General features: G+C 35.3%; 28 protein-coding genes, 3 tRNA genes and 1 other annotated feature. Of the genes, 20 read left to right on the top strand and 11 right to left on the bottom strand.

The window, feature by feature from the left end; all coding sequences use genetic code 11:
• Positions 1–203: 203 nt before the first annotated feature.
• Positions 204–980: a ParB/RepB/Spo0J family partition protein gene (locus tag BTR42_RS12445; RefSeq protein ID WP_074658518.1), complete on the bottom strand. Its 777-nt coding sequence runs from the start codon at positions 978–980 to the stop codon at positions 204–206.
• A gap of 69 nt (positions 981–1049) precedes the next feature.
• Positions 1050–2315 carry a S1C family serine protease gene (locus BTR42_RS12440; RefSeq protein ID WP_077497985.1) on the bottom strand — a complete coding sequence of 422 codons (1266 nt, stop codon included), beginning with the start codon at positions 2313–2315 and terminating at the stop codon, positions 1050–1052.
• 210 nt (positions 2316–2525) lie between these two features.
• Between BTR42_RS12440 and rlmH the strand changes: the two genes are divergently transcribed.
• Positions 2526–3005: a 23S rRNA (pseudouridine(1915)-N(3))-methyltransferase RlmH gene (gene rlmH / locus BTR42_RS12435; RefSeq protein ID WP_009855220.1), complete on the top strand. Its 480-nt coding sequence runs from the start codon at positions 2526–2528 to the stop codon at positions 3003–3005.
• Between the two features lie 140 nt (positions 3006–3145).
• Here the strand turns inward: rlmH and BTR42_RS12430 are convergent.
• Positions 3146–3219, bottom strand: a tRNA-Arg gene (locus BTR42_RS12430).
• 297 nt (positions 3220–3516) lie between these two features.
• Here BTR42_RS12430 and BTR42_RS12425 point away from each other — a divergent pair.
• Both BTR42_RS12425 and BTR42_RS12420 read left to right on the top strand, forming a co-directional pair.
• Positions 3517–3588: transfer RNA gene (locus BTR42_RS12425), tRNA-Glu, on the top strand.
• Between the two features lie 30 nt (positions 3589–3618).
• Positions 3619–3692, top strand: a tRNA-Asn gene (locus BTR42_RS12420).
• A gap of 65 nt (positions 3693–3757) precedes the next feature.
• Here BTR42_RS12420 and BTR42_RS12415 read toward each other — a convergent pair.
• The 3 genes from BTR42_RS12415 to BTR42_RS12405 form a co-directional block, all read right to left on the bottom strand.
• On the bottom strand, positions 3758–6352 hold the full coding sequence (locus BTR42_RS12415; RefSeq protein ID WP_077497984.1) for a YfhO family protein: 2595 nt from the start codon (positions 6350–6352) through the stop codon (positions 3758–3760).
• A gap of 94 nt (positions 6353–6446) precedes the next feature.
• Entirely contained in the window at positions 6447–8069 is a 1623-nt protein-coding gene (locus BTR42_RS12410) for an ATP-binding cassette domain-containing protein (protein WP_009855218.1), read from the bottom strand.
• A gap of 84 nt (positions 8070–8153) precedes the next feature.
• The gene (locus BTR42_RS12405) at positions 8154–9026 is read right to left on the bottom strand and encodes a YitT family protein (protein WP_003067016.1); all 873 of its coding nucleotides are present in this window, start codon (positions 9024–9026) and stop codon (positions 8154–8156) included.
• A 217-nt stretch (positions 9027–9243) separates the two neighbouring features.
• Positions 9244–9452 (top strand) — a binding site (T-box leader).
• Between the two features lie 53 nt (positions 9453–9505).
• Here BTR42_RS12405 and trpS point away from each other — a divergent pair.
• The 3 genes from trpS (at position 9506) to BTR42_RS12390 (ending at position 13376) form a co-directional block, all read left to right on the top strand.
• Positions 9506–10528 (top strand): tryptophan--tRNA ligase, encoded by a 1023-nt coding sequence (gene trpS, locus BTR42_RS12400; protein ID WP_074658526.1) that lies wholly within the window; start codon positions 9506–9508, stop codon positions 10526–10528.
• Positions 10529–10788: 260 nt separating this feature from the next.
• A complete protein-coding gene (gene guaB, locus BTR42_RS12395; protein WP_009855215.1) occupies positions 10789–12270 on the top strand; it encodes an IMP dehydrogenase in 1482 nt (493 codons plus the stop codon).
• Positions 12271–12509: 239 nt separating this feature from the next.
• Positions 12510–13376 (top strand): GRP family sugar transporter, encoded by an 867-nt coding sequence (locus BTR42_RS12390; protein WP_074582177.1) that lies wholly within the window; start codon positions 12510–12512, stop codon positions 13374–13376.
• Between the two features lie 62 nt (positions 13377–13438).
• Here the strand turns inward: BTR42_RS12390 and recF are convergent, their stop codons facing one another.
• From recF to BTR42_RS12365, 5 genes are all read right to left on the bottom strand, one after another.
• The gene (gene recF, locus BTR42_RS12385; RefSeq protein WP_077497983.1) at positions 13439–14533 is read right to left on the bottom strand and encodes a DNA replication/repair protein RecF; all 1095 of its coding nucleotides are present in this window, start codon (positions 14531–14533) and stop codon (positions 13439–13441) included.
• Between the two features lie 2 nt (positions 14534–14535).
• Positions 14536–14913 carry a S4 domain-containing protein YaaA gene (gene yaaA, locus BTR42_RS12380; protein WP_039692637.1) on the bottom strand — a complete coding sequence of 126 codons (378 nt, stop codon included), beginning with the start codon at positions 14911–14913 and terminating at the stop codon, positions 14536–14538.
• A gap of 133 nt (positions 14914–15046) precedes the next feature.
• The gene (locus tag BTR42_RS12375) at positions 15047–16189 is read right to left on the bottom strand and encodes a tyrosine-type recombinase/integrase (protein WP_077497982.1); all 1143 of its coding nucleotides are present in this window, start codon (positions 16187–16189) and stop codon (positions 15047–15049) included.
• Positions 16190–16444: 255 nt separating this feature from the next.
• The gene (locus BTR42_RS12370; protein WP_077497981.1) at positions 16445–16654 is read right to left on the bottom strand and encodes a hypothetical protein; all 210 of its coding nucleotides are present in this window, start codon (positions 16652–16654) and stop codon (positions 16445–16447) included.
• A 294-nt stretch (positions 16655–16948) separates the two neighbouring features.
• Positions 16949–17731 carry a helix-turn-helix domain-containing protein gene (locus tag BTR42_RS12365; protein WP_077497980.1) on the bottom strand — a complete coding sequence of 261 codons (783 nt, stop codon included), beginning with the start codon at positions 17729–17731 and terminating at the stop codon, positions 16949–16951.
• Between the two features lie 124 nt (positions 17732–17855).
• Here BTR42_RS12365 and BTR42_RS12360 point away from each other — a divergent pair, with 124 nt between their 5' ends.
• The 14 genes from BTR42_RS12360 (at position 17856) to BTR42_RS12305 (ending at position 24582) form a co-directional block, all read left to right on the top strand.
• Positions 17856–18062: a helix-turn-helix transcriptional regulator gene (locus BTR42_RS12360; protein ID WP_061458754.1), complete on the top strand. Its 207-nt coding sequence runs from the start codon at positions 17856–17858 to the stop codon at positions 18060–18062.
• Positions 18063–18119: 57 nt separating this feature from the next.
• Positions 18120–18647: a BRO-N domain-containing protein gene (locus BTR42_RS12355; protein WP_077497979.1), complete on the top strand. Its 528-nt coding sequence runs from the start codon at positions 18120–18122 to the stop codon at positions 18645–18647.
• A gap of 288 nt (positions 18648–18935) precedes the next feature.
• A complete protein-coding gene (locus tag BTR42_RS12350) occupies positions 18936–19253 on the top strand; it encodes a hypothetical protein (RefSeq protein WP_077497978.1) in 318 nt (105 codons plus the stop codon).
• On the top strand, positions 19250–19444 hold the full coding sequence (locus BTR42_RS12345) for a hypothetical protein (RefSeq protein WP_077497976.1): 195 nt from the start codon (positions 19250–19252) through the stop codon (positions 19442–19444). Before BTR42_RS12350 ends, BTR42_RS12345 begins: the two co-directional genes overlap by 4 nt.
• A gap of 11 nt (positions 19445–19455) precedes the next feature.
• Positions 19456–19614, top strand: a complete 159-nt coding sequence (locus BTR42_RS12740; protein WP_167367620.1) for a hypothetical protein — start codon at positions 19456–19458, stop codon at positions 19612–19614.
• Positions 19611–19952: a hypothetical protein gene (locus BTR42_RS12340; protein WP_077497974.1), complete on the top strand. Its 342-nt coding sequence runs from the start codon at positions 19611–19613 to the stop codon at positions 19950–19952. The genes BTR42_RS12740 and BTR42_RS12340 overlap by 4 nt, the downstream gene beginning before the upstream one ends.
• Before the next feature lie 2 nt (positions 19953–19954).
• Positions 19955–20227 (top strand): hypothetical protein, encoded by a 273-nt coding sequence (locus tag BTR42_RS12335; protein ID WP_077497972.1) that lies wholly within the window; start codon positions 19955–19957, stop codon positions 20225–20227.
• A gap of 63 nt (positions 20228–20290) precedes the next feature.
• Positions 20291–20437, top strand: a complete 147-nt coding sequence (locus BTR42_RS12735; protein WP_167367619.1) for a hypothetical protein — start codon at positions 20291–20293, stop codon at positions 20435–20437.
• A 1-nt stretch (position 20438) separates the two neighbouring features.
• Complete coding sequence (locus tag BTR42_RS12330; protein WP_077497970.1) at positions 20439–20987, top strand: hypothetical protein; 549 nt, start codon at positions 20439–20441, stop codon at positions 20985–20987.
• Entirely contained in the window at positions 20962–22368 is a 1407-nt protein-coding gene (locus tag BTR42_RS12325; RefSeq protein ID WP_077497856.1) for a VapE domain-containing protein, read from the top strand. Before BTR42_RS12330 ends, BTR42_RS12325 begins: the two co-directional genes overlap by 26 nt.
• 349 nt (positions 22369–22717) lie before the next feature.
• Positions 22718–22936 carry a hypothetical protein gene (locus BTR42_RS12320; protein WP_077497854.1) on the top strand — a complete coding sequence of 73 codons (219 nt, stop codon included), beginning with the start codon at positions 22718–22720 and terminating at the stop codon, positions 22934–22936.
• Positions 22937–22985: 49 nt separating this feature from the next.
• Positions 22986–23612, top strand: coding sequence for a hypothetical protein (locus BTR42_RS12315; RefSeq protein WP_231873058.1), 627 nt, complete (start codon positions 22986–22988; stop codon positions 23610–23612).
• A gap of 21 nt (positions 23613–23633) precedes the next feature.
• Positions 23634–24209 carry a hypothetical protein gene (locus BTR42_RS12310; RefSeq protein ID WP_077497852.1) on the top strand — a complete coding sequence of 192 codons (576 nt, stop codon included), beginning with the start codon at positions 23634–23636 and terminating at the stop codon, positions 24207–24209.
• Entirely contained in the window at positions 24202–24582 is a 381-nt protein-coding gene (locus tag BTR42_RS12305; RefSeq protein WP_077497850.1) for a hypothetical protein, read from the top strand. Before BTR42_RS12310 ends, BTR42_RS12305 begins: the two co-directional genes overlap by 8 nt.
• The last annotated feature ends 8 nt before the right edge of the window (positions 24583–24590 follow it).

Below are 24590 nucleotides of genomic sequence, written 5' to 3'. Positions count from 1 at the left end.
AGTAGTTTCCTTTTTGTGGATAATTCAATACCTATTCTAACATAAAAAATAAAAGTTTTCCACAACGGTGGAAATAAAAAATCCACATTGTTTACGAAAGTTTTCCACAGGGTGTGGAAAACAAAGAAAGTGTGATAAAACTGGGGATTATAGGCTGTTTTTTCTGTGGAAAACTGTGAAAAATAAAAAAAGAAATCAACAAGCTATTTTAGCTTGTTGATAATTCTGTTTAAGTCTTCTTCAGATTGAAAATGTAAACTCACCTCTCCTTTTGTGCCAGTTTTAGAGACGATAATTTTAACAGGAAGTCCTAACTGTTTGGTCAATTCTTCTTCTTGATTTCGAATGAAAATATCTTTCTTTTTGGGACGATTTTTTTTCTTTTTAGCAGGTTTTAGTAAATGTTCAAGTTTTCTAACGCTAATATCATTTGCTAGAATTTTTTGATACCACTTCTCTTGTTCTTCAGCACTTTTAAGGGTTAAAAGAACACGCGCGTGTCCTTGAGACAGCTCACCTTTTTCAACGGCATCAGAGAGACTTTTAGGAAGGTTAAGTAATCTGAGGCAATTGGTAATGTAGGGGCGAGATTTTCCCATAAATTGTGCTAATTCTTCATGGGTCATTTGATTTTTTTCCAGAAGTTGCTGGTAAGCTTTTGCTTCTTCGATTGGATTCAAATCAGAACGTTGCAAATTTTCAACGATAGCTAGCTGCATACTCTCCTGATTGGAGATATTTTTTATGATAGCAGGAATTTCGGTTAAACCTGCTATTTTTGAGGCTCTTAGACGTCGTTCACCAGCAATAAGCTCATAACCAAAGACAGTTGATTCTCGGACGATAATCGGCTGAATAAGCCCATTAGTTTTAATCGAACGTGCTAGTTCTTCTAGCTCTTCTTGTTTAAATTCTAAACGGGGTTGGTAGGGATTAGGTGAGATATTTTCAATTTTGATTAATATGAGTGTTTCAGGCATAAGTCTTTTATCCTTAAAAAATGAGGCTGAGGAATGCTCAGCTTCATTTTCATTAGTTATTATTTGTTATCAGTTTGAGGAAGATAAATCTTGTGTTGTCTTAGTTAATTCAATTGTGGCTGTTTTCTTATCAGTTCCACGGTAGAAGGTTACTTTGACAGAGTCACCAACAGAATGAGTATAAAGGATACTTTGAAGATCTGAAGTAGATGTTACTTCTTGGTCGTCAATAGCTGTGATGACATCATATTGTTCGAGATTACCTTCAGCTGGCATACCAGATTGAACAGCCGCCACAACGACACCGCTTGTTACACTTGTTGGAATGTTAAGTTGAGCAATTGCATTTGTTGAAAGGTCGCTCAAGTTTACCATTGAAATACCAAGTGCTGGACGGATAACTTGCCCATTTTCTTCCAATTGGTTAATAATGGATACAACATCGTTAGATGGAATGGCAAATCCCATACCTTCGACAGATTCACCAGAACTTGATGTAGATGAAATCTTACTTGAATTGATACCGATAACTTGTCCTTCAATGTTAATTAAAGCACCACCAGAGTTACCTGGGTTAATCGCTGCATCCGTTTGGATAGCATTTGTTGAGATAGTTTCACCATCATCATTTGTCATGGTTACTGTACGGCTAAGACTTGAGACAATACCTTGTGTTACAGAGTTAGCATATTCAGTACCAAGTGGGCTACCAATAGCGATAGCAGTTTCACCGACAGTCAATTTATCAGAATCGGCAAATTCAGCAACTGTAGATACGTTGTCAGAAGAAATTTTGACAACGGCAATATCTGAATAAGTATCTGCTCCGACTAGCTCACCAACAACTTTTGTTCCATCAGCAAGCATGATTTCAATTTGTTCGGCCCCATCAATAACGTGATTGTTAGTGACGACATAAGCAGAATCACCATCTTTTTTGTAAATAACCCCAGAACCTTCACTGTAAACAGTCAAATCATCTGTAGAGCTTGAATCGCTACTACTGTCTGAATCATTGCCAAACATTTGATTGTAGAGGTCACTTGTAGAAGACGACGAGTCTGATTTGTAGTTAATAACAGATACAACTGCGTCTTGAACTTTTTCCACAGCTTTTGTTGTATCGTTAGAGTTAGAATAGCTTACGCTACTTGTTGTTGTTTTTGTACTTGAACCACTGACGTTAGTGATTGAAATACCTGCCATATTTAGGACGAGTATTGTACCTGCGATACCAGCTATAAAGCCGACTAAAATGACACCCAATGGTTTTAACCAATTTTTGTAATTAAATTTTGGCAACTTGGGTAAATTTGGTAATTTTATTTTTTTCACGTCTCTACCTCCCATTTTTCTTGGATAGCATATAAAAATTGACTTAATTATACCTTAAAAGTAAAAAAAAATAAAGTAATCCACAACCTGTGGAAAACTTTTTAAAAATGTGAAAAAATCCTGATTCAAAGCTACTAAAAGCCATGTTGATGATTTATGAACATGTGGATAAGGTGTGAAAAGCTTGTGAATATGTGGTAAAATGGAGCTATGAAAGTAAAAATTATCGCTGTTGGAAAATTAAAAGAAAAATATTTAAAAGACGGTATTGCCGAATATGGAAAACGCATGAGTCGCTTTGCAAAATTTGAAATTGTCGAGTTAGCAGACGAAAAAACACCAGATAATGCTAGTGCTGCACAAAATCAGCAAATTATGGAAAAAGAGGGCGAACGCATCCTAGCAAAGATTTCAGAGCGTGATTATGTTATTGTCCTAGCCATCGAGGGAAAACAACTATCTTCTGAAGCTTTTAGTCAAGTTATTGCTGATGCGACATTAAGAGGCTATTCTGATATTGTTTTTGTGATTGGAGGAAGCCTTGGTTTAGCAGATAAGGTCAAAAAACGTGCTAATTTGCGCTTGAGTTTTGGTTTATTAACCCTACCTCATCAATTAATGCGTTTAGTTCTATCAGAACAAATTTACCGTGCTTTTATGATTCAACAAGGAAGCCCTTACCACAAGTAATTTAACCTATGGTGATATAATAAAAGAGTAGTAAAGGAGTTAATTTACCATGTCTTCTTACTACTCTTTTTTAGTTGCTTTGTTTCATGTGAAACATTTGTTAAAAATAAAAAAAAGCCGGCTTGAGCCGACTTGAGATTTGATCCCAGCAGGATTCGAACCTGCGACCGTTCGCTTAGAAGGCGAATGCTCTATCCAGCTGAGCTATGAGACCATATCAACTTAATCATTCTATCAAAATATCGACTATGCTGTCAACTAAAAATCAACTCATAACAATAAATCATGATTAGGAAGTAAGCGAGAAATAGTGTGAATTTCTACTAATCATTTTTTATAAAAAAATACCTATAAATCCTATTTTGATAACTATTTTTTATGATTTGACTGTTTTACATTTTTTACCGATAATTTTTGTAAAAAAACGTAAAAAAATTGAAAAAAACTATAGACAAAGAAAAAATATCTGATATAATAGTATGAGTGTTGAGGAGAAATCCTTAAAGCTTCTGGTCCGTTGGTCAAGGGGTTAAGACACCGCCTTTTCACGGCGGTAACACGGGTTCGAATCCCGTACGGACTATAAACTACTGCCTAGCAGTTTTTTTCTTTATCCGGCATAGCTCAGTTGGTAGTAGCGCATGACTGTTAATCATGATGTCGTAGGTTCGAGTCCTACTGCCGGAGTGATAAGACACCTTCCTAAGTTTACTTAGGATTTTTTAATACCTAAAAATAAAGCAGGCTAAATTTTAGCCTGCTTTTATCCTTAAATGATACTTTCTTCGTGCAATCATATAAGCAAGGAAAAGGATGATTCCTAATATGGATAGGTAAGCTCCTTCTTTAAAACCATTTGGGATGTAAGTTAACGTTACTTTACCTTCACCAGCTTTTACATCAACTTTCATAAAACCATCTTGCGCTTTTGAAACCGTAAGTTTTTTCCCGTTTTGTGTAGCTGTCCATCCTTTATCATATGGAATGGTGAAGAATAATGAACTATCTTCGTCTGCTTTATAAGTAGCAGTAACGGTATTTTTATCAGTTGTAACGGTAACGTCTGGATTGTCAATAATCGCCATAGCTTTTTGATAACTTGTTAAATCTAAAGCATAAAAATTAGGTTGATTGAAGGAAACTTGACTATTTTCAGGGAAAGTAAATGTGATGTCAAGCGTTTGTCCTTCTTCAAAGTAACCAAGGTCAAAGAAGCTGTAAGCATTATCGGTTGTGTATTCTGTCGTTTTTCCATTAACTGTAATTTGAACAGATTCACTATTATCATTAGAGAAAGTAATGTTAGGGACACTTACATAAAGTTGAGTATTAGCAGTGACAGTGACTTGATAAGTAGCACTTGTTGTCAACTGACCATCATTTGTAGTGGTGACTCGGTTATTAAGCAAATTAGCACCACCTGTTAGTTGAGAAGCTAAACGTGTGAAGTATTTCTCAGATAATCCTGTCAAGTTATTGATAAAATTAGTTTGGTTGTCAAGCGTGTTGACACCAAAGTCAATATCCTTGTAAATACCATTCGTTAAAATAGCTAGTTGACTAGCATATTGATTTTCATAAAGTGACACATTGCCAGAACCGTCAACATAATTGAAACCAAATTTATCAACACTAGTTTCAGAAAGATTATACTTCACAGCAAATAAACTATCCATCAGCAAGGTATTATTTTGGTAGCGAAGGTTGAGATTAGTCCCTGTTGATTTAAAGCCAAGCCGGTCTAATGTGCTACTAGAGGTCGTGTTTCGGATAGATGAAAATTGAGAGATACCATTGTAATTATATTTCATACTGTCATTGCCAGTTTGAGGTAACAATTCTTCAGTACGATAGAAAGTAGTATTCAGTTCTTGTGTTTCGTTGACAAGTTTGTCAATGTCTGTCAAATTACGATTATAACTTTGTCGAGAAGGAAAGACCCACTCGCTATCAAGGGCTGCAATTTGATAATAAGTATTTAATGATATTTCAAAAATTGTAAAGATAAGTGTAAAGCTGACAAAGAGTTTAAATGATAGATACTTATTTACATAACTGATGAGTATAATAGCATAAGCAGCTAAGAAAGCAAAGGTGATAATGACTTGCGAAGGTTCTAAAAAGTCATAATGACTTTGGAACAACGCTGTAACAATAAATCCAAGAGCCAAGGGAATAATCCCAATAAGATATTGCTTGAGTGTTAATTCTTTTAAACGAGATAATGTTTCAGCTGCTAATAGGATGATAAGAATAGAGAATGTCCAAGAATAGCGGTGAAGAAACATATTTGGCGAATGCATACCTTGCCAGATAAGGTCTAATGGTTCAAGATAAAAACTAGCAACAATGAGAGCAAGCATTATGCCATAAGCTAAACGAGTTTGCCACCTGATTGATTTAATCGTAAAGAAAATAATAGCTAATATCAATGGGAAAATTCCCACGTAAATCATCGGAATAGAACCAAATTTTGTTGTGTCATAAGAGCCAACAAAATTCTTAGCAAATAAATCAAAGAACCATGACGCATCTGTAAACCACTCTGTAAACTTAGAAAATTCCTCACCGTGTGTAGATAGGTCTAAGTAAGTTGGTAGCAGCATGATGCAGCTAGAGAGACCAGCAGAGATTGACACAACTGTAAAGTTAATAAATTTTCGTAGAATGACTTTCCATTTAAATTCTTTAGTTAATTGAACAAGGAAATAAAGAATTAAAAAGATAACAACCATGTATCCAAAATAATAGTTTTGGATAAAGAGAATCGTTAAACTTAGGTAATAAAGGATGAATTTTTGCTGACCTAATAAGCGATTAATTCCTAAAATGATTAAAGGCAAAAGAATGAATACATCAAGCCACATATTAATTTCAATTTGGCTGATAGCAAAACTCATCAATGCATAAGAAGTCGATAAGACGATGCTGAAAGGTTTCAGCACTTTAGGGTAGAGTTGTCTGAGACTATAAAAACAACTTACCCCCATACAAGCAACTTTCAGTAATGTAAAGATATAAATAGCATCAGGCATGCTCTTTAGACTGAAGAAATAAACGAAAGGTGAGAAGAAGCTTCCTAGATAGTAACTGATAAGAGCATAGAAGTTTAGTCCCAAACCACTCGTAAAGGTGTAAAAAATACTATCTGAACCGTGTAAAATATTTCGTAGATTTTCAGCAAAAATGACATACTGGTGGAAACCGTCACTAGCTAAAATAGTCGTGTCACTATTGAATGAAATATCTTCAGACAATAAGGCGAAAAATAAGATAAGAAATGGCAGAGCAAATGCTGCTAAGTAGTAAAGAGTATTAATGTTTGGTTTTAAAGATTTTAATGTCATAGCTTTAGTAAGACAGGTTGAGATAGCTTATCCCAACCTGTTTCTTTTCTCTATATTGTAAAGTTTGTGTAAACGTCGGGAAATTATTAAGAGATTAATCTTTCCAGAGTTCTTTAACTTTGGCTTGAACTTCTTCATTTTCAAGAAATTCATCATAAGTTTCATCGATACGGTCAATAACTCCATTTTTTGAAATTACGACAATGTGATTAGCAAGTGTTTGAATAAACTCATGGTCATGACTTGCAAAGATAATAGATTCTTTGAAATCTTTCAGCCCATCATTCAAGCTTGAAATTGATTCCAAGTCTAAGTGGTTTGTTGGATCATCAAGGACAAGAACGTTTGATTTGAGGAGCATCAATTTAGAAAGCATCACGCGCACTTTTTCTCCCCCTGACAATACGCTAACTGATTTGTTAACTTCGTCACCAGAGAAAAGCATGCGTCCAAGGAATCCACGAAGGAATGTGTTATCGTCCTCTTCTTTAGAAGCAAATTGACGAAGCCATTCAAGAATTGATTCACCAGAGGCAAAGTCACGTGAATTATCTTTTGGAAGATAAGAGCGGCTAGTTGTGACACCCCATTTGATAGTACCTTCGTATTCGATGTCATCCATCAAAGCACGAATAAGAGCTGTTGTTTGAATATCGTTTTGTCCAATGAAAGCTGTTTTATCACCTGGACGTAGGATGAAGCTGATATTATCAAGGACAGTTTCTCCATCAATTTTAACGGATAAATTTTCAACAGTTAAGAGGTCTTTACCAAGTTCGCGTTCTGCTTTGAAGTTAATAAATGGGTATTTACGACTAGAAGGAACAATTTCTTCTAATTCAATTTTATCAAGCATTTTCTTACGAGATGTGGCTTGTTTTGATTTAGAAGCATTGGCAGAGAAACGTGCCACGAATTCTTGCAATTCTTTAATTTTTTCTTCTGCTTTAGCATTGCGGTCTGCTTGTAAGCGAGCAGCAAGCTCAGAAGATTGTTTCCAGAAGTCGTAGTTACCGACGTAAAGTTTGATTTTACCGAAATCAAGGTCAGCCATGTGCGTACATACTTTATTCAAGAAGTGACGGTCATGGGAAACGACAATAACAGTATTTTCAAAGTCAATCAAGAAATCTTCTAACCAAGAGATGGATTGAATATCAAGACCGTTGGTTGGTTCGTCAAGGAGAAGGACGTCAGGTTTACCAAAAAGAGCTTTGGCAAGAAGGACTTTCACTTTATCACCATTGGCTAATTCACTCATGTTTTGGTAATGAAGGTCTTCTGGAATGTTTAAGTTTTGAAGTAATTGAGAAGCTTCGCTTTCGGCTTCCCAACCGCCAAGCTCTGCAAATTCGCTTTCTAACTCGGCAGCGCGGACACCATCTTCGTCTGAAAAATCAGGTTTCATGTAGATAGCATCTTTTTCTTTCATGATGTTGTAAAGGCGTTCATTTCCCATAATAACAACATCAATAGCACGTTCTTCTTCATAGTCAAAGTGATTTTGACGAAGAACTGATAAGCGTTCATCTGGACCAAGGGAAACATGACCTGTTGTTGGTTCAATATCTCCTGCCAAGATTTTTAAAAATGTTGATTTTCCTGCACCGTTGGCACCGATTAAACCATAGGTATTTCCAGCTGTAAAGTTGATGTTAACCTCATCAAACAGTTTTCTATCGCTGAAACGTAGTGATACATCAGAAACTGTAAGCAATTTTTCACCTCATAATATTTATCTATAAGCTTCATTGTACATGAAAAAGCCCCAATTTTCAATCAGAGAAAGCGGGGCTTTGCATTACATTGGTAAAATGATGTCTTTTTCGTCAAGTTTATAGTATTTTTTGAGGCTAAATCCACGTCCCATAACTTGTGTAGCAGGCATAACGACGATAAAGGCAGTTTCGTCAATTTTTTGGATATTTTTTTCTAAACGAGGGACTTCTTGACGAGAAACAGTTGTCATTAGCATGGTATGATTTTCACCTGAATAACCACCAGTAACTGGAATTTCAGTGACCCCACGGTCTGCTTTCGTAGAAATATAATGTTTGATTAAATCATTCTTAGGCGAAACAATCATGATATTTCGTGATGAAGTGACCCCAAGTTGCATGCTATTAACGACATAACCAATCGTAATCAATGCAATAATAGAATACATAACTGTGTCAATGTCAAAGGCGACAAATCCCATCGCAACACTACAACCATCAACGATTGTCATTGCAACGGCAAGAGGAAGTGGTGTGTATTTATGGAGAATTTGGGTGATAATACCTGTTCCACCTGTTGAAGAATTTCCCCAAAAGACAACCCCTAAACCAAAACCACAAATAATACCTCCAAAAAGCGCAGCTAACAAAGGATTGTCTGTTAAATTTGGCACACCTTCAGTTAGTTTAACAAAAATAGAATAAATCCATGACCCATAAACGGTTTTTACAAATGTCTCTTTTCCTAGGAAAAGCCAGCAAGCTATAAGGAGTGGAAAATTTGAAATCATAACAAAATTCCCAGTATTCCAACCAAATAAAGCTTTCAAACTAACAGCTAAACCAACAACCCCACCAGATGCAATGTGATTCTCTAGGAAAAAACTGTTAAAACCGATAGCAGCAATAAAGGCTCCTACTGTAACGAGCCCAAAATCAATTAATTTTTTCTTCATAATAACCCTCTTCTTTATAACAAACGATTCTATTATTGCAAAGAAGAAGATACTCGTCAAGATTTATGTGAAAGAAAGTTGATTACGATGTATAATTCTCATTTTTTAATTTTATTAAAAAGAAATTCCCGAAGAAACTGTATAATTATTCTTTCTAAGAAAGCGAGAATTTCCTAGGAAAATAGCTATTAGCTTGACAAAGTTTCTAGAATTTCATAAAATGAAGAAGATTCAGAAGAGTAATGTAAACGCGTACTTTTAGAGAGCTGATGGTGCTGAAAATCAGTAGTACCCTTGCATGAATGGGCTGATGTATATAATGGAAAATAATGTTTGCATTTATCTGTGAACTTTTAATAGTGGTAAGAGATGGTAGAAAATTTTCTATCAATTGAGGTGGTACCGCGTATTAATAACGCCCTCACGTAGTTTAGCTACGTGGGGTTGTTTTAATTTGAAATTAATTTTGAGGTGATAGAATGGTAAAACCAATTATTTTGACAGGTGACCGTCCAACTGGTAAGTTGCACTTAGGACACTATGTCGGCAGTTTAAAAAATCGTGTGTTATTGCAAAATGAAAACAAATACGATATGTTTGTTTTCTTGGCAGACCAACAAGCTTTGACAGACCACGCTAAGGAATCTGAAATTATCAGAGAATCAGTTGGAAATGTAGCATTGGACTACTTATCAGTAGGGCTTGATCCAGCTAAATCTACGATTTTCATTCAAAGTCAAATTCCTGAATTAGCTGAATTAACCATGTACTACATGAACTTGGTATCATTAGCACGTTTGGAACGTAATCCTACTGTAAAAACAGAGATTGCGCAAAAAGGGTTTGGAAGTTCAATTCCAACAGGATTTTTGGTGTATCCAATCTCTCAAGCTGCGGATATTACAGCTTTTAAAGCGAATTATGTGCCAGTTGGAAATGACCAAAAACCAATGATTGAACAAACACGTGAAATCGTTCGCAGTTTCAATCATACTTATAAAACAGATGTTTTGGTTGAGCCAGAAGGTATTTTTCCTGAAAATGAAGCAGCTGGTCGTTTACCAGGGTTAGATGGTAATGCTAAAATGTCTAAATCTCTTGGAAATGGTATTTATTTGTCTGATGATGCTGATACTGTTCGTAAAAAAGTAATGAGCATGTACACAGACCCTAATCATGTTCGTGTTGAAGATCCAGGACAAATTGAAGGAAATATGGTTTTTCATTATCTTGATATTTTCGGACGTGAAGAAGATCAAGATGACATTTCAGCTATGAAAGAACACTATCAACGTGGAGGTCTTGGTGACGTCAAAACAAAACGTTATTTGCTTGATATTCTTGAACGTGAATTGGCGCCAATCCGTGAACGCCGCCTAGAATACGCAAAAGACATGGGTGAAGTATTCCGTATGCTTGAAAAAGGAAGTGAAGCAGCGCGTGAAGTTGCTGGTCAAACACTTTCAGAAGTTAAAGCTGCTATGGGAATCAATTACTTCTAAAATAAAGTGAAGCGAAACTCTAAAGTAACAATTTTTACTTTAGAGTTTTTATTTGTTGAAAAGCATTTGTTTTAAATGAGAATTGCAAAAATAATCAGTCTAATAATAGGTAGAAAATACCATGTTTTTTTAAAGGTAATTTGGAAAAAAATTGAATTTATTTTATTGACAAATGATTTTGGCGTGTTATTATAGTAACAATAAAAAATTAGCTGGGGGGCTAAAATCCCCTACAAATACATAGAAAAGAGGGTTATTTAATGTCAAATTGGGACACTAAATTTTTGAAAAAAGGTTACACTTTTGATGACGTATTACTTATTCCTGCTGAAAGTCATGTTCTTCCAAACGAAGTTAACATGCAAACAAAACTTGCAAAAAATTTGACATTGAACATTCCTATCGTGACAGCTGCTATGGATACTGTAACTGACAGTAAAATGGCGATTGCGATTGCACGTGCGGGTGGTCTCGGTGTTGTTCATAAAAACATGTCTATTCAAGAACAAGCTGAAGAAATTCGTAAAGTAAAACGCTCAGAAAACGGTGTTATTATTGATCCTTTCTTCTTAACACCAAAACATTCTGTTTCAGAAGCAGAAGAATTGATGCAACGTTATCGTATCAGTGGTGTTCCGATTGTTGAAACTCTTGAAAATCGTAAATTAGTTGGTATCATTACAAACCGTGACATGCGTTTCATTTCAGATTATCACACACCAATTTCTAAACACATGACAAGTGAAAAATTGGTTACAGCTCCTGTTGGAACTGATTTGGAAACTGCTGAACGTATTCTTCATGAACACCGTATTGAAAAACTTCCTTTGGTCGATGAAGCAGGACGTTTGTCAGGTCTTATCACTATCAAAGATATTGAAAAAGTTATTGAATTCCCTAATGCTGCTAAGGATGAATTTGGTCGTCTTTTAGTTGCAGGGGCTGTGGGTGTTACATCAGATACCTTTGAACGTGCTGAAGCACTTTTTGAAGCTGGTGCTGATGCCATTGTTATTGATACTGCACACGGGCATTCAGCAGGTGTTCTTCGTAAAATTGCTGAAATTCGTCAACACTTCCCAGAACGTACATTGATTGCTGGTAATGTTGCTACTGCAGAAGGAGCTCGTGCGCTTTACGAAGCTGGTGTCGATGTTGTTAAAGTCGGAATCGGTCCTGGTTCAATCTGTACAACACGTGTCGTAGCAGGTGTTGGTGTTCCGCAAATTACAGCTATTTATGATGCAGCAGCTGTTGCACGTGAATATGGCAAAACAATTATTGCCGATGGTGGTATCAAATATTCAGGTGATATTGTTAAAGCTTTGGCAGCAGGTGGTAATGCTGTAATGCTTGGTTCTATGTTTGCTGGTACAGATGAAGCACCAGGTGAAACTGAAATTTACCAAGGCCGTAAATTTAAAACATACCGTGGTATGGGATCAATTGCAGCTATGAAAAAAGGTTCAAGCGACCGTTACTTCCAAGGTTCAGTCAATGAAGCTAACAAACTTGTTCCAGAAGGAATCGAAGGTCGTGTAGCTTACAAAGGTGCTGTGGCTGATATCGTCTTCCAAATGCTTGGTGGTATTCGCGCTGGTATGGGATATGTTGGGGCTGAAGATATTTTAGCACTTCACGAAAAAGCTCAGTTTGTTGAGATGTCAGGTGCTGGTTTAATTGAAAGCCACCCACATGATGTTCAAATCACAAATGAAGCACCAAACTATTCAGTACATTAATTTCTAGAATAATTAATTAAAAAAATCTCTGATGTGCTTATGCCTGTCAGGGATTTTTTTGATAACCTTTACAAAGTGATAGTAATTGTGATAGAATATACAGCTGTGTTCGTTTTAAAATGAAAATTTCTTTTGTTTTCTGAAAAAGCGTTTTCACACAAAATGAACGATTATTTTCATATTTACAACAGTGTAAACTTTGTTTACTTAGCTGTAAAACATATTGTAAAGGAGAAAAAATGCAAGGTATTTTATATGCATTGATTCCCATGGTTGCATGGGGAAGTATTGGTTTTGTCAGCAATAAAATTGGTGGTAAACCAGATCAACAAACATTAGGAATGACTATTGGAGCACTTTTATTTGCTTTTGTCGTTTGGTTATTTGTCCAACCAGAAATGTCAGTATCACTCTGGGTATTTGGAATTATTGGTGGTATGCTTTGGTCTATGGGGCAAAATGGTCAATTCCGTGCTATGCAATATATGGGTGTTTCTGTGGGGAATCCATTATCAAGTGGTGCTCAATTAGTTTTCGGTAGCTTAATTGGTGCAATCGTTTTTGGTGAATGGAGTAAACCTGTTCAATACACTCTTGGTATCATTGCTTTACTTTTGCTTGTTATTGGTTTTTATTTTACAAGTAAACAGGATGCTGAAAAAGTTGAAACGAATGAATTGACTGATTTTGGGAAAGGTTTCCGTGCTTTAACTTATTCTACTGTTGGTTACCTTTCTTACACAATCTTATTCAACAACATCATGAAATTTGATGCGTTGGCAGTTATCTTCCCAATGGCTGTTGGTATGGTTATTGGTGCAATGATGTTCATGAAATTCAACGTTAAATTTGAAACAGTTGTTATCAAAAATGCTATCGTTGGTTTGATGTGGGGTGTTGGTAATATCTTCATGTTATTAGCTGCTGCTAAAGCTGGTTTAGCTATTGCTTTTAGCTTCTCACAATTAGGTGTTGTTATTTCTATCATGGGTGGTATTCTTTTCCTTGGTGAAACAAAAACACGTAAAGAAACACGTTGGTTGGCAATTGGTATTGCTTGTTTTGTTCTTGGTGCTGTTTTACTAGGAATTGTCAAATCTTATTAATCGTTGACAATGTTGTCAACTTATCTGTAAACATAACAAAAAGCTGGCAAACGCCAGCTTTTTTAATTTTCTTGAATGTTACCTTGATTAACTGTAAAGATTTTTAACTCGTCCGGAAGCTGTGATAGGTGGTCGAGGCTTGTTGTTGTAATGAAGGTTTGAACGTTTTTATCAATAATCATTTTTAAGAGTTCGGTTTGTCTGTAATTATCAAGCTCGCTCATGACATCATCTAAAAGTAAAATAGGATAATCACCAGTTACTGTTTTTATTAACTCAATTTCAGCCATTTTTAGTGATAAGATTAGGCTACGGTGCTGACCTTGGCTGCCAAAATTTGCTGGCATATCATTGATGAAAAATTCTAAATCATCACGGTGGGGACCAACACTTGTATTTTTTTTGAAAATATCACGCTGATGATTTTTTTGTAAAGCTTTTAAGAAATTTGGCTTAATGTCATCCTTTTCTTGGAAGGAAACAGATGACAGATAATGGATACTAAGATGTTCAATGCCGTTTGAAATGGCATAATGATAGCGGTCGGCTTCTTTTTCTAAATTAGAAATGAAATCTAAACGATGTTCCATGACACGGCTACCAAAATCAGCTAATTGCTCATCAAGCACAGCTAAAAAATCAGTATCAACTTTTTCAGCCGTTTTAAGATAAGCATTACGCTGTTTTAGCACGTGGTTATAATTAGACAAATCAGCTAAATAAATCGGCTTTATTTGCCCTAAATCAATGTCAATAAATTTTCGACGAAGGCTTGGAGCGCCTTTGATGAGTTGTAAATCTTCAGGTGCAAAAAGAACAACGGTCATTACACCAATATAGTCTGATAACTTAGCTTGTTTTAGATGATTAACTTTTGTAACACGTCCCTTACTTGAAAGACTAATATCTAAAGGAACAGTACCACTTGAACGTTGTAAAATACCAGAAACCAGAAGTTCTTTGGCATCAAAATGAATCAACTCTTTGTCTGTTCGTGTGCGGTGGCTGCGGGTAAGAGAAAGGAAATAAATTGCTTCTAAGAAATTTGTCTTTCCTTGAGCGTTTTTTCCGATGAAAACATTAAGTCCAGGAGAAAATTCAAGCTCACTAGTCAGATAGTTACGATAATTTTTTAACGTTATTTTTTGAATCCACATGCTTAAGTTCCTGGAAAACGAACGGGTTTACGTTCATTTGTTTGTTTTGTTTTTCCTTGATTTTGTTTTTTAACTTTTTTATTTTTCTGATTGAGCTCTTTGACAATAGCAGTGACACGTTCTTTTTCAGCAATTGCTTCTAGGTGCTCTTGTTTTTCAGCTGATGTTGGTTCGACAATCTGAATCTCAACATTTTCTTCGGGAATGGTGATGGTATCGCCGATACGAATTTTTTTGCCACGACGTTTTTCATCTTGACCATTAAAAAGAACCGTTGTTTCTGCTAAATACCCTTTTATAGCCCCACCACTTTGGATAATACCAAGTTCTTTTAGTAATGCTTGTAATGTGATATAGTCATCAAATAATTTGTATTCCATTGTTTTCTCCATTTTATAATTCAAGTAATTATAACATATTTGTGAACCAAAGTCCTATAAACGTTGATTTAATAATGTTTGTGAGGTGCCTTTACCACGCCGTTTTTGAATTTACTCCCCTTTTTGTGGACTTTTACAAATTTTGGAGAGCTTTTTCGTAATAGAAAACAGCTTCTTTTTCTTTCTCTTTTGATAAATGACTGTATATGTCTAATGTCATTGTAATATTTGCGTGTCCTAGTCGGTGTTGTAGTTCTTTATAACTGATACCAGCATTGAGCAATAAACTAGCGTGTGTGTGTCTGAAAGCGTGAAACGTAAATCTTGGTATGTTACACGCTTTTAAGTGAGTTTTTAAAGCATGTTGACGATTGCCTATTTGCATGTAAGTTTGTGTGGGTGTCGCAAATAAAACACTAGGAGCAGTAGCGCCAACTTCTACAAATATTTGACGTTGTCTGTTCCTGTACTGTTTGAGCATGAGAACAGTTTTGTTATCTATACTGATAACTCTGTTCCCAGCCTTGCTTTTAACAGTGCTCACAGCGTTAGAGATATGACTGTAATTCTTGTTTATGCTAACCGTTCCATTTTTTAAATCAATATCAGACCATTCAAGGGCTGCCACCTCACCAAAACGGCAACCAGTAGCAAGTAAGAGATGATATAAAATATTGTCGTAATAATCTTTGTATTGATAAGGAGCTATCTTATCCATGTAGTCCATAAATATTTTTAGATTATCATTAGGGATATACTTAACCTTTGTTTTTGCTTTTGGTTTACGTGGGAGGATAACCTCACGCGCAGGATTGTAGTCTATTAATTGCATAGTAACGGCATATTGTAAAATCCGTTTATGAACCGATACTACAGCAGAGAAATTTACTAACTTTTTAGCTAGCTTATTCACCCAGTCTTGAATAACAACTATGCTAATATTTTCTAATGTCATAGCCCCAAAGCTTGGCAGTATATGGATAGTTAGATAACTCTTTACAACGTCTACTGTTTGAGGTTTTACCGTCATTTGATAATTTTCCAACCATAAATCAGCAAGTTCCTTATAATTCCTAATATTTGTTGCTTTAAATACCGTTGCCCCATTAGCTTTAAAATTGCTTTGGGCTTGCTGGGCTTTAGCTTTAACCTCTTTTTTCGTTCGCCCTGTTATAGTCGTTTTAACTTTCTTTCCTGTAATGCTATCTACTCCCAAATAAACATTTGAACGGTACACTTTTGTACCGTCTTTTTTAATAACTTCTTTGATATTCATGATAAACCTTTCTACAGCAGGCAAGCCATTATTAAAAAGGTTTTAGGTTTATATGAATTGTTGGAAAATGAGAGTGTATAGCTGTAGTCCTAAATTGGGATAGCAGGTTAGAAATACTTGGATTTAAAATCCAACCTTACCAAAACTACTAGAAAATACGAGAAAATCCTAGTATATGACGTAACAAAACGGTACTCCGTATTAGAAAATGTTAGAAAATATCAGTGTAAATCATCCATAAATTGGAGAGTAGCACTAGTCTTTCTTCTTAAGCTTTTGGTAGATAGTTTTTATGATACTGACAATCAGAGAAATAGCGAATATCCAAGACCAACGCTTTTCTGTCATGGTAGCTTGTGATTCGCCTAAGACAAATTGAGAACTAATATCTAAGGCAATCAAAGCAAAGAATAATTGATAGGTAAAGTCAAAAATCTCTTTTAGTATAGGTTTTAAGTTTTTCATTGATGACCTCCCAATATGAAAAAAACATGAATTTTTGAGCTATTAAAAAAAGCGATAATCGTTGCTATTATGGCGTTTGTGAGGATATGACTATTAAACCATTAATGCTTTTTAAGGTGTTAGAATTGTTGGAAAATGTGAGCATATAAGTTTAAGAATGTAGTAAAAAATAGTAGATGGCTGACCTATGTAATATCTAGGGCAGGTTAGAAATCATAGAAAATCATAGTATAGAAATAGCGAAATATTGAGCGCTACTGTAAGCCAAAATGTAGGCAAATGTTGGCGCGTGGGTTAGTCGGTTTGTTGGTCTATCCTATCATTCATTAGTTGTATATCTGCTTTTACAAAATCAAAAACTTTTGTAGATACTTCTTTTTCTAATTGTTTTATTAAAGTATCAGGAAAAAAAGTTTTATATTTTTCTTGGTTTAAAAACTCAAATCCCTCACAATCTATGTCTATAATTTTATTATTTTGAAAATGGTAGTTGATTTGTAATAAAGTTGAATATTTTATTTGTATTTTGTCAAGGACTAAATCTATATTATTAACTTCTGTATAAAGCAACTCAATATGTAGAAAAGCTGTTAAATCAGTATTTTTACGCTCGTATTGTGGGATATCATTTATTCTATAGGATAAATTTTCAGTAAGTGGAAATATTTTGGTATTCTCAGGCAGTAATTTATTAAGGTATTTAGATATGTAAGTAGCAATCTCAACAGAGGGGTCAGTAAAATCTGTATACAAGCCATAATCTTCTACAATTGATTTAGAAATCTGTTTTGCCAATTCTAATAAGTCAATATTATCAAGGTCATAGAAATTATTAGCATTTTTTAATTCATCAAAAATTCTATCTTCTAATTTTCCACAAAACAACTCAATAACTGATTTGTGCATTAAATCAGCGATTATTTTTAGATTTTCTTTATTTGGTAAATTCCTACCTTTCTCCCAATTGTTAACAGTCCCTTTTGAGGTATGGAATCTTTTACCGAATTGTTCCATTGATTCGCCAAGTGATAGGCGTAACTGTTTAATCTTAGCACCTATTAATATATTATCATTCATATATTACACCTCTTTTCTACATTACATAATAAACTATTTTTGTAAAAAAGTAAAGATAAGTATTGACATAATAAAATAGTTGTTTTATACTGTAAAAGTATTCAAAAGTAAAGGAGGTGTAAAAATGATAAATCCTAATAAAGTAAAAGGTTACAGGAACATGTTAGGTTTAACACAGGAACAAATGGGTGAAAAGTTAGGAATAACAAAACAAACGTACCATAACAAAGAAATTGGAAAAAATTCATTTTCTGATAAAGAAAAAATGACTTTTAAACAACTACTTTTACCAATTTTTCCTAATATAACTATTGAAGATATATTTTTTTAACTGGAAGTATGCAAAAGTAAATTTACTAACCCACGCGCAAAGAAAGGAAGAAACACAATGACAACACAAACCACAATGAAAATCGTATCGACAAGCTACTTTAACGGTCATCAGCTAAATATCTATGGTAGCGAACAAGAGCCACGCTTTTTAGCTCGTGATATTGCTGAAATGATTGACTATAGTAAAGCAAGCCTGAACAAATTTATGCAATCTGTAGATGATGACGAAAAGGAGCGGAAGAATGTTCCGACCCTTGGCGGAATTCAAAAAGCTTGGTTCCTAACCGAACAAGGCTTATATGAGGTACTTTTCCAATCACGCAAACCAAAAGCCCAGGAATTTAAAAAATGGGTAAAACAAGTCCTAAAGGAAATCCGTTTAAATGGCTATTACATGCAAGGCAAACTATTACACCAATCCCAACAGCCAACTGATGACCTCGGTTATCTTAAAAGTAAGATGATAGACCTATATAACAGCGCTACCACGTTAGAAGAATTACATGAGGGCTTACACCAGATTAACAATGTCCTAATTGCTTTACATAATCCAATGGTGACATTAGTACCGCCGAAAGATTAAGCGCGTGAGTAGGAATTTTGTCATCTCAAATGACAATAAAAAAATGAGGTCATTAGAAATGACCCCACAAAAAAGGGACTTGATTAACCACAACCCAAGTCCCAGAAAATGAAACACAATAACCATTTTAAATAAATAGGCAGGCAAGCCATTATTAAAAAGGTTTTATGTGTCTATTATAGCAGATTTTAAACATTTTGCCCAGACAGAGAGCGAGAACTCTTAAAACTAACAACAAGGAAGTATATACAAGAAAAAAACATTAAAAGGCGACAAGGAAAAATAATTATGAAATTTAAAGGCGTAGAAAACAAAGCAAATCCATTTAGTTTAGACCATTACACCGACGAACAGAAAGCGGTCTTTAAAAAACGAGATGAAACCAAAAAAAGAGCAGAGGAATTTTTTAAAGCAATGTACGACCAATCAACGGCTTGGGTGATTGTTGCTAATGTAATGGTTACGTACCACAACATCTATACAGATTGCGCAGAAACCTTTGAGCAGGCTTGGAACACTCTAGGTTATGAGATTACAACTGATATTGTTTACAGAGCAGTTAACGGTTTACCAGCAAGAAGCAAGAAAGAAGAGGTTAAAGCATGATATACCAAGAAATCAACTTACCTATCTGGGCGCAGTTGCTTATTATGGCTATTCTTATCCTAATTGGCATTGAAATAGCCAAAATCAAGCCTGTAGAAGCTCCAAAAGAAGTTAAGGAAGAAATACCTGACAACCATGTAAAAGAACGGTATGGGGCTTATATTCAATCACAGGGACGATATTATAATTAAGGAGACAGACCATGACGGATAAAGAATTAAATAAAATAGCTGACCTTATCAATGAACGTGTAACGTTTGCCGAATTGGAAGAATTCAAGCACTTGGAACAGCAAGAAGATAGAGCAGCATGGGTTAAAAATCAGATTGCTAAGCTAGATAAAGGAGAAATATTGCCATGACACTATCAAAGAATGAAAAAGAGCTACTAAGACGGTTGGGGCTTGGTAAAGAAAATGCCAAGACAACCAAGGAGATTATCAACGGACTACCAATCACCGAAAGAGGAGCGCGTGATATTTTAAGGCGCTTGGCTATTAGATACAGCATATCTATTACAGGGTTACGAAATAGAGATGTTAACGGCGTATTTATTGCAACAACACAAGCAGAGTTATTAGAGGGATTAACTTCTCTTATCAATCAAATTAGCGAGGAACAGAACCGAGTAACAGCACTAGCTAATTCAAACCCTGAAAAGTCTAGGGAGCTTGTCAAGAAACTGTTAGAGGGGGTATAAGCATGTTTAGTTTGAGCAGAGAGAGTGAAGAAAGTCTCAAAATGGAAGTGCTGAAGCTGGTATCTGGTTTTCTAAAGTCCTACACCAAGCCGAAGCCTAAAACATTAGGGATAATCTCACAGGATGAGTTGCAAACAGAATTAAATATCAAATATGGCACAGTGAGACGGTGGGAACAGGCAGGTTTAAAACGCTATATCCCACCAATTGAAGGCACACGCACAGTTTTTTATAAAATTGATGACATTTTAATATTTTTAGGAGTAGAAAAATGATTGACGACATTATACCAGAACTAAATGACCTACTGCTTATTGAAATTTTAGAGGAGTTGGATAATGGGAAGATATAATACACACCCTGCACAAGGTGGCGGACACTATCACAATGAGAAGCATTATAAAGACCGTCGCCCTACATTGGAACAACAAAAAGAGCGAAAGAGAATTAAAAAATTGAAAAAGAAACGAAGAAGAGGGTATTAGTATGTATCAATTAATTAATTTACAAATTAATAAGCAAGTTTTGCCTTTATTTAGTTTTCTAAAGGACAATCCAACACGAACCATAGCCAAAGACAATCATGTCATGATGACCTACTATCAACCACCAGACTTTTATATAGTGCCATTTAGCTATAAAGGTATCACGGTAACTGTAACCGACACAGACGACCTAGAAAGCTATTTAGCGGACGGTTGGCAGGTTGCTAGAGATTATCAGGTAGCAAGCGTCCAAGACAAGCTAGCGGGTATATTGGACGAGTTAGAACATGAATACCTAAATAGGCAGAGAGCAGGAAGCCCACTAGCTATTAATGGCGTTGTGTACCATTGGATAGCTTACGGACTATCTAGCAAAGAAGAAATCATAGCCTTTGTTAAGTTATTTTATCTAAACGGCTATTCATACGAGCAAATCACACAGTTGTATGCTAGCTTAACCAAAAGCAACAAGTTTAATATCTGCTTTCTAAACACTATTAATACGATTTTCAAGGAGGAACTGAATGAGCGACTTTATGAATCAGCTTGATGAAAAGGTGCCAGACCATAAAACCAATGTTACGAGTATCAACAGTAGACGACTAAAACGAGATGAGAATGGGAAAATCATCAAAAACCGAAACAACCTCTTATTATTGTTCCGTGGGGAGGATATTAAGTTAAATAAGCTGTTTAAATACAATGAAGCTACCAAAAATGTAGAGGTTACCCGAAATCAACAGTTATCCGACTATATCACTATCAAACATGGGCTATTATCTGATGATACTATTAGGCAGTTGTGGGCTTATTTGTCCGAATGCTGGGGCTTGGAGTATAAAGAAAATGACATCGCCAATGTTGTGAAAATCATTGCTTTAAACAAGAGCTATAACCCTATCAAGATATTTTTAGAGAAAGCCAAAGCAACCGCCGAACCAGTAGACCCGTTTACGATTATTCAAAAGTATATCAATATCGAAGATAACCAATATAACAGGATTGTTTTTGATTTAATGTTCCGTGGAGCTATTGCAAGGGTTTATCATGCAGGCATACAGTTTGACTATTGTCTTGACTTGGTCGGTAAGCAGGGAACAGGCAAAACAACATTCTTACGTGAGATTTTTAAAGGTTTTTACGGGGAAATTAGTTCTTACACCGAAAAGGACGACCTTTTGAAAATGGTTGAATTATGGGCGGTAAATGATGATGAGTTAGTCGCCACCAATAAAATTAGACCGAACGAATTAAAACAGATTATCACCATGAGAGAAATCAGAATCAGACGACCATATGGAAAATCAACAGAGATTATACCCGTTGATTTTGTTTTCACACGGACAACAAACGATACAGGACATTTAAGAGACTTTACAGGCGACAGGCGCTTTTTAGGCGTTGAGGTATTGCCAAAGACGGACAAGCAAGTTAACCAGATAAGCCCACAGGACTTATTGAATATCTGGGGCAACTACTATAAAGCCTATGAGGCTAACAGCAAACTTTATTATGATGATACTAGCGAAGAGGGCAAACTCATAGCTAGAGAACGTGCGAAATACAAATATCAAGATGACATTATCGAAAAATTGGAGTGGTATTTGTCTATCAAAATCCCAGAAGATTTTTTTGACGTCACCACCAAAAAACACTACCGCAAACAGTATTATACTGATTTAGAGGAAACAGGCACAGCCTACAAGACCAATGATGACCGACAGGCAGGGAGTGAATGGGTGGGAACGGTAGCGCGTGACCGTTTGAACGTCAATGACGTTATTTATGAGATATTTGAAGATGAGAGTGAGCCAGCTTCCAAAATCAAGAAGAAAATCAAAATTTATATGAACAGCCTTGACGGTTGGGAATATCAGAGGGCTATGTATTTTGGTAAGCGCAAGACAAGCGGATTTATCAAAAAACATTAAATTTTTACTCCATAAAAGACTATTTTTACTCCAAAAAATACCTCTTTTACTCCATGAAAACGATATTTTAAAAAAACTACTCCATGCCTTAATCCCTTGTATATCAAGGAGTTAGGCATATTTATAGAGTAAATATAAATAAAATTCTATATAAAAATAAAATATTTTAGTAAATAGCAGTATACCATTGCTATATATAATATAGCGGACGGAAATTTTTACTCTTTTACGCCACAAATACGGTCAAATCCTTATGTATCAATGGTTTAGGTTGTGGAGTAAAAATTTTTCAATGGAGTAAATTGGGGGTATTTTGGGGTAAAAATCAAGAAAGGAAATCATCAAAAAAATGCCAACAATTGATTATCAATCACTACCAGACAATCAAACCTATCGCCTAGAATTGCCAAACGGTCAACAAGGCTATGATTATATTAACAGAATTGTTTTCGCCGTAAGCGCCAAAAACGGTGATGATGATTTTACCTATCAAGAATTGGTAAGACGTGGATATAAATGGGTGTTTGATTGTGGTTTTGCAATCCCAACAGATACTAAGAAAGGCTAACTAAAAAATGGAAGTACATAACAATCAAAAGATGAAAGAGGTAACTAAAATGACTAACACAAACCAAACAACAGCACCAATGACCCTAGCAGAACTCAAAGCATGGGTAGAAGAAAGTTGCGAGCTATCTGATTTATTACAAACCAAAGACTATAAGAGCTATCTTCCTGAAGAGAAACAAGAAGAATTTGAAGCAATCGCTTTTAGTGTTTTCAATTGTTTGGAAAGCTTCTTGATGATGTTAGAAGATAATGAATTACATTATCAACCAAAGCCAATCGAGGAAGATAGCGACTTGGATAACCAAGCCGATGAGATGGCACAATATCATGAGCTGATGAAAGAAGTAGAGGACAGCGACAAGGAAGCGCGTGAGATTGTCTGCTATGAGTATGATGATACTATTCATGAGTATATTGACAAACGAACAGAACAACTAAAGGAACAAGCAACGTTTGAGGAGTTGCTTAACAAGGTTGCATTATATGAAAGTGAGTTGTTAGATTATGCAGAACGTTTGTTAAGTGATGAACCATTGAATGCAGATAGTGAAACAGCAATTGAAACACTTGATATGTTGGATGATGAAGCGATTGACTTATTCAAGTCTGTAGACGTTGATAATGAGTATCAAGGTTTAGAGTATTACAATACAGAATTAAACAAAGAAGACTAATAATACAGAGGAGATATTACAATGACACGAACATTAAAAGAAATTACAGAAACATTAACAGAACTTAAAACAAATAATCTTGAAGCTATCAAACAAGTTGAAGCAGAGATTGACAAGACTAATAGAGCCATTGCTAAAGCACAGCAGCAGCAGGCAGAAGCACAAGAAGCTGATGATATGAAAGTTTATGAGAAAGCTAGTAATAGTCTTTGGAAAGCAAATACAACACTAGAATTTCTAAAGAATAAGTTAGATAAGTTAAATGAACCTTTATTATCTCAAGCAGAAGCAATGGATATTAAAGCAGAGATTGAAGATATCTTTGACAGTAAGAATAAAGAGTATTTTAAAAAGGCTTACGAACTAGTTAAAGCGTTAACAGATAAGGCGGAGCAGTCAAGTGCTGATATTAATGAAGCTAACTCATTATTAGAGGTTCTGCACTATGATATCATGAAGCACCCTAAGACTTGGACGCTTGGAACTGATACTGATATCACAAAGCATAAAGATGTATTCGGTCTTTACTTTAATACAATTAGTTCAACAAACTTTATTCAAGCAGTTTTAAAACAAGGAGGTAACAACAATGACTAAGACACCTACTAACCATCCTAACTATAACCAATTAGGTATTCCAACCACCCCAGACGGGTACCTAAACCTCAATACCCTACAGGCTAGGGCTGATGAGGAGAGGCAGCAACGTGTAAAAGAAAGTAATAGTTACCTTGAAGAAATAAGCCAAGAAGCATTAAAGAAACAGCGAAACAACCAGAAATTATTTGGCAAAGCGTTGCAACAAATAAAAAAAGATAATGAAGTTAGAAAGGAAAAAGAAGTTGCAAAGGCAATAGCCGAGGCGACAGCTAGAGCTGAGAGAGAAGCTGAACGAAAGTTTGGAGTGAAAACAGAAAAAATAAAAAAACTTGATAAAGTTTATAAAGAAACATTAAAAAATTTATTTTAAAATTCTTT

The organism is Streptococcus gallolyticus subsp. gallolyticus DSM 16831 (assembly GCF_002000985.1).
In the GTDB taxonomy this organism is placed as follows: Bacteria; Bacillota; Bacilli; order Lactobacillales; family Streptococcaceae; genus Streptococcus; species Streptococcus gallolyticus.
The sequence above is the reverse complement of the archived record's forward strand: the minus strand, read 5'-3'. Positions and strand labels throughout refer to the sequence as shown.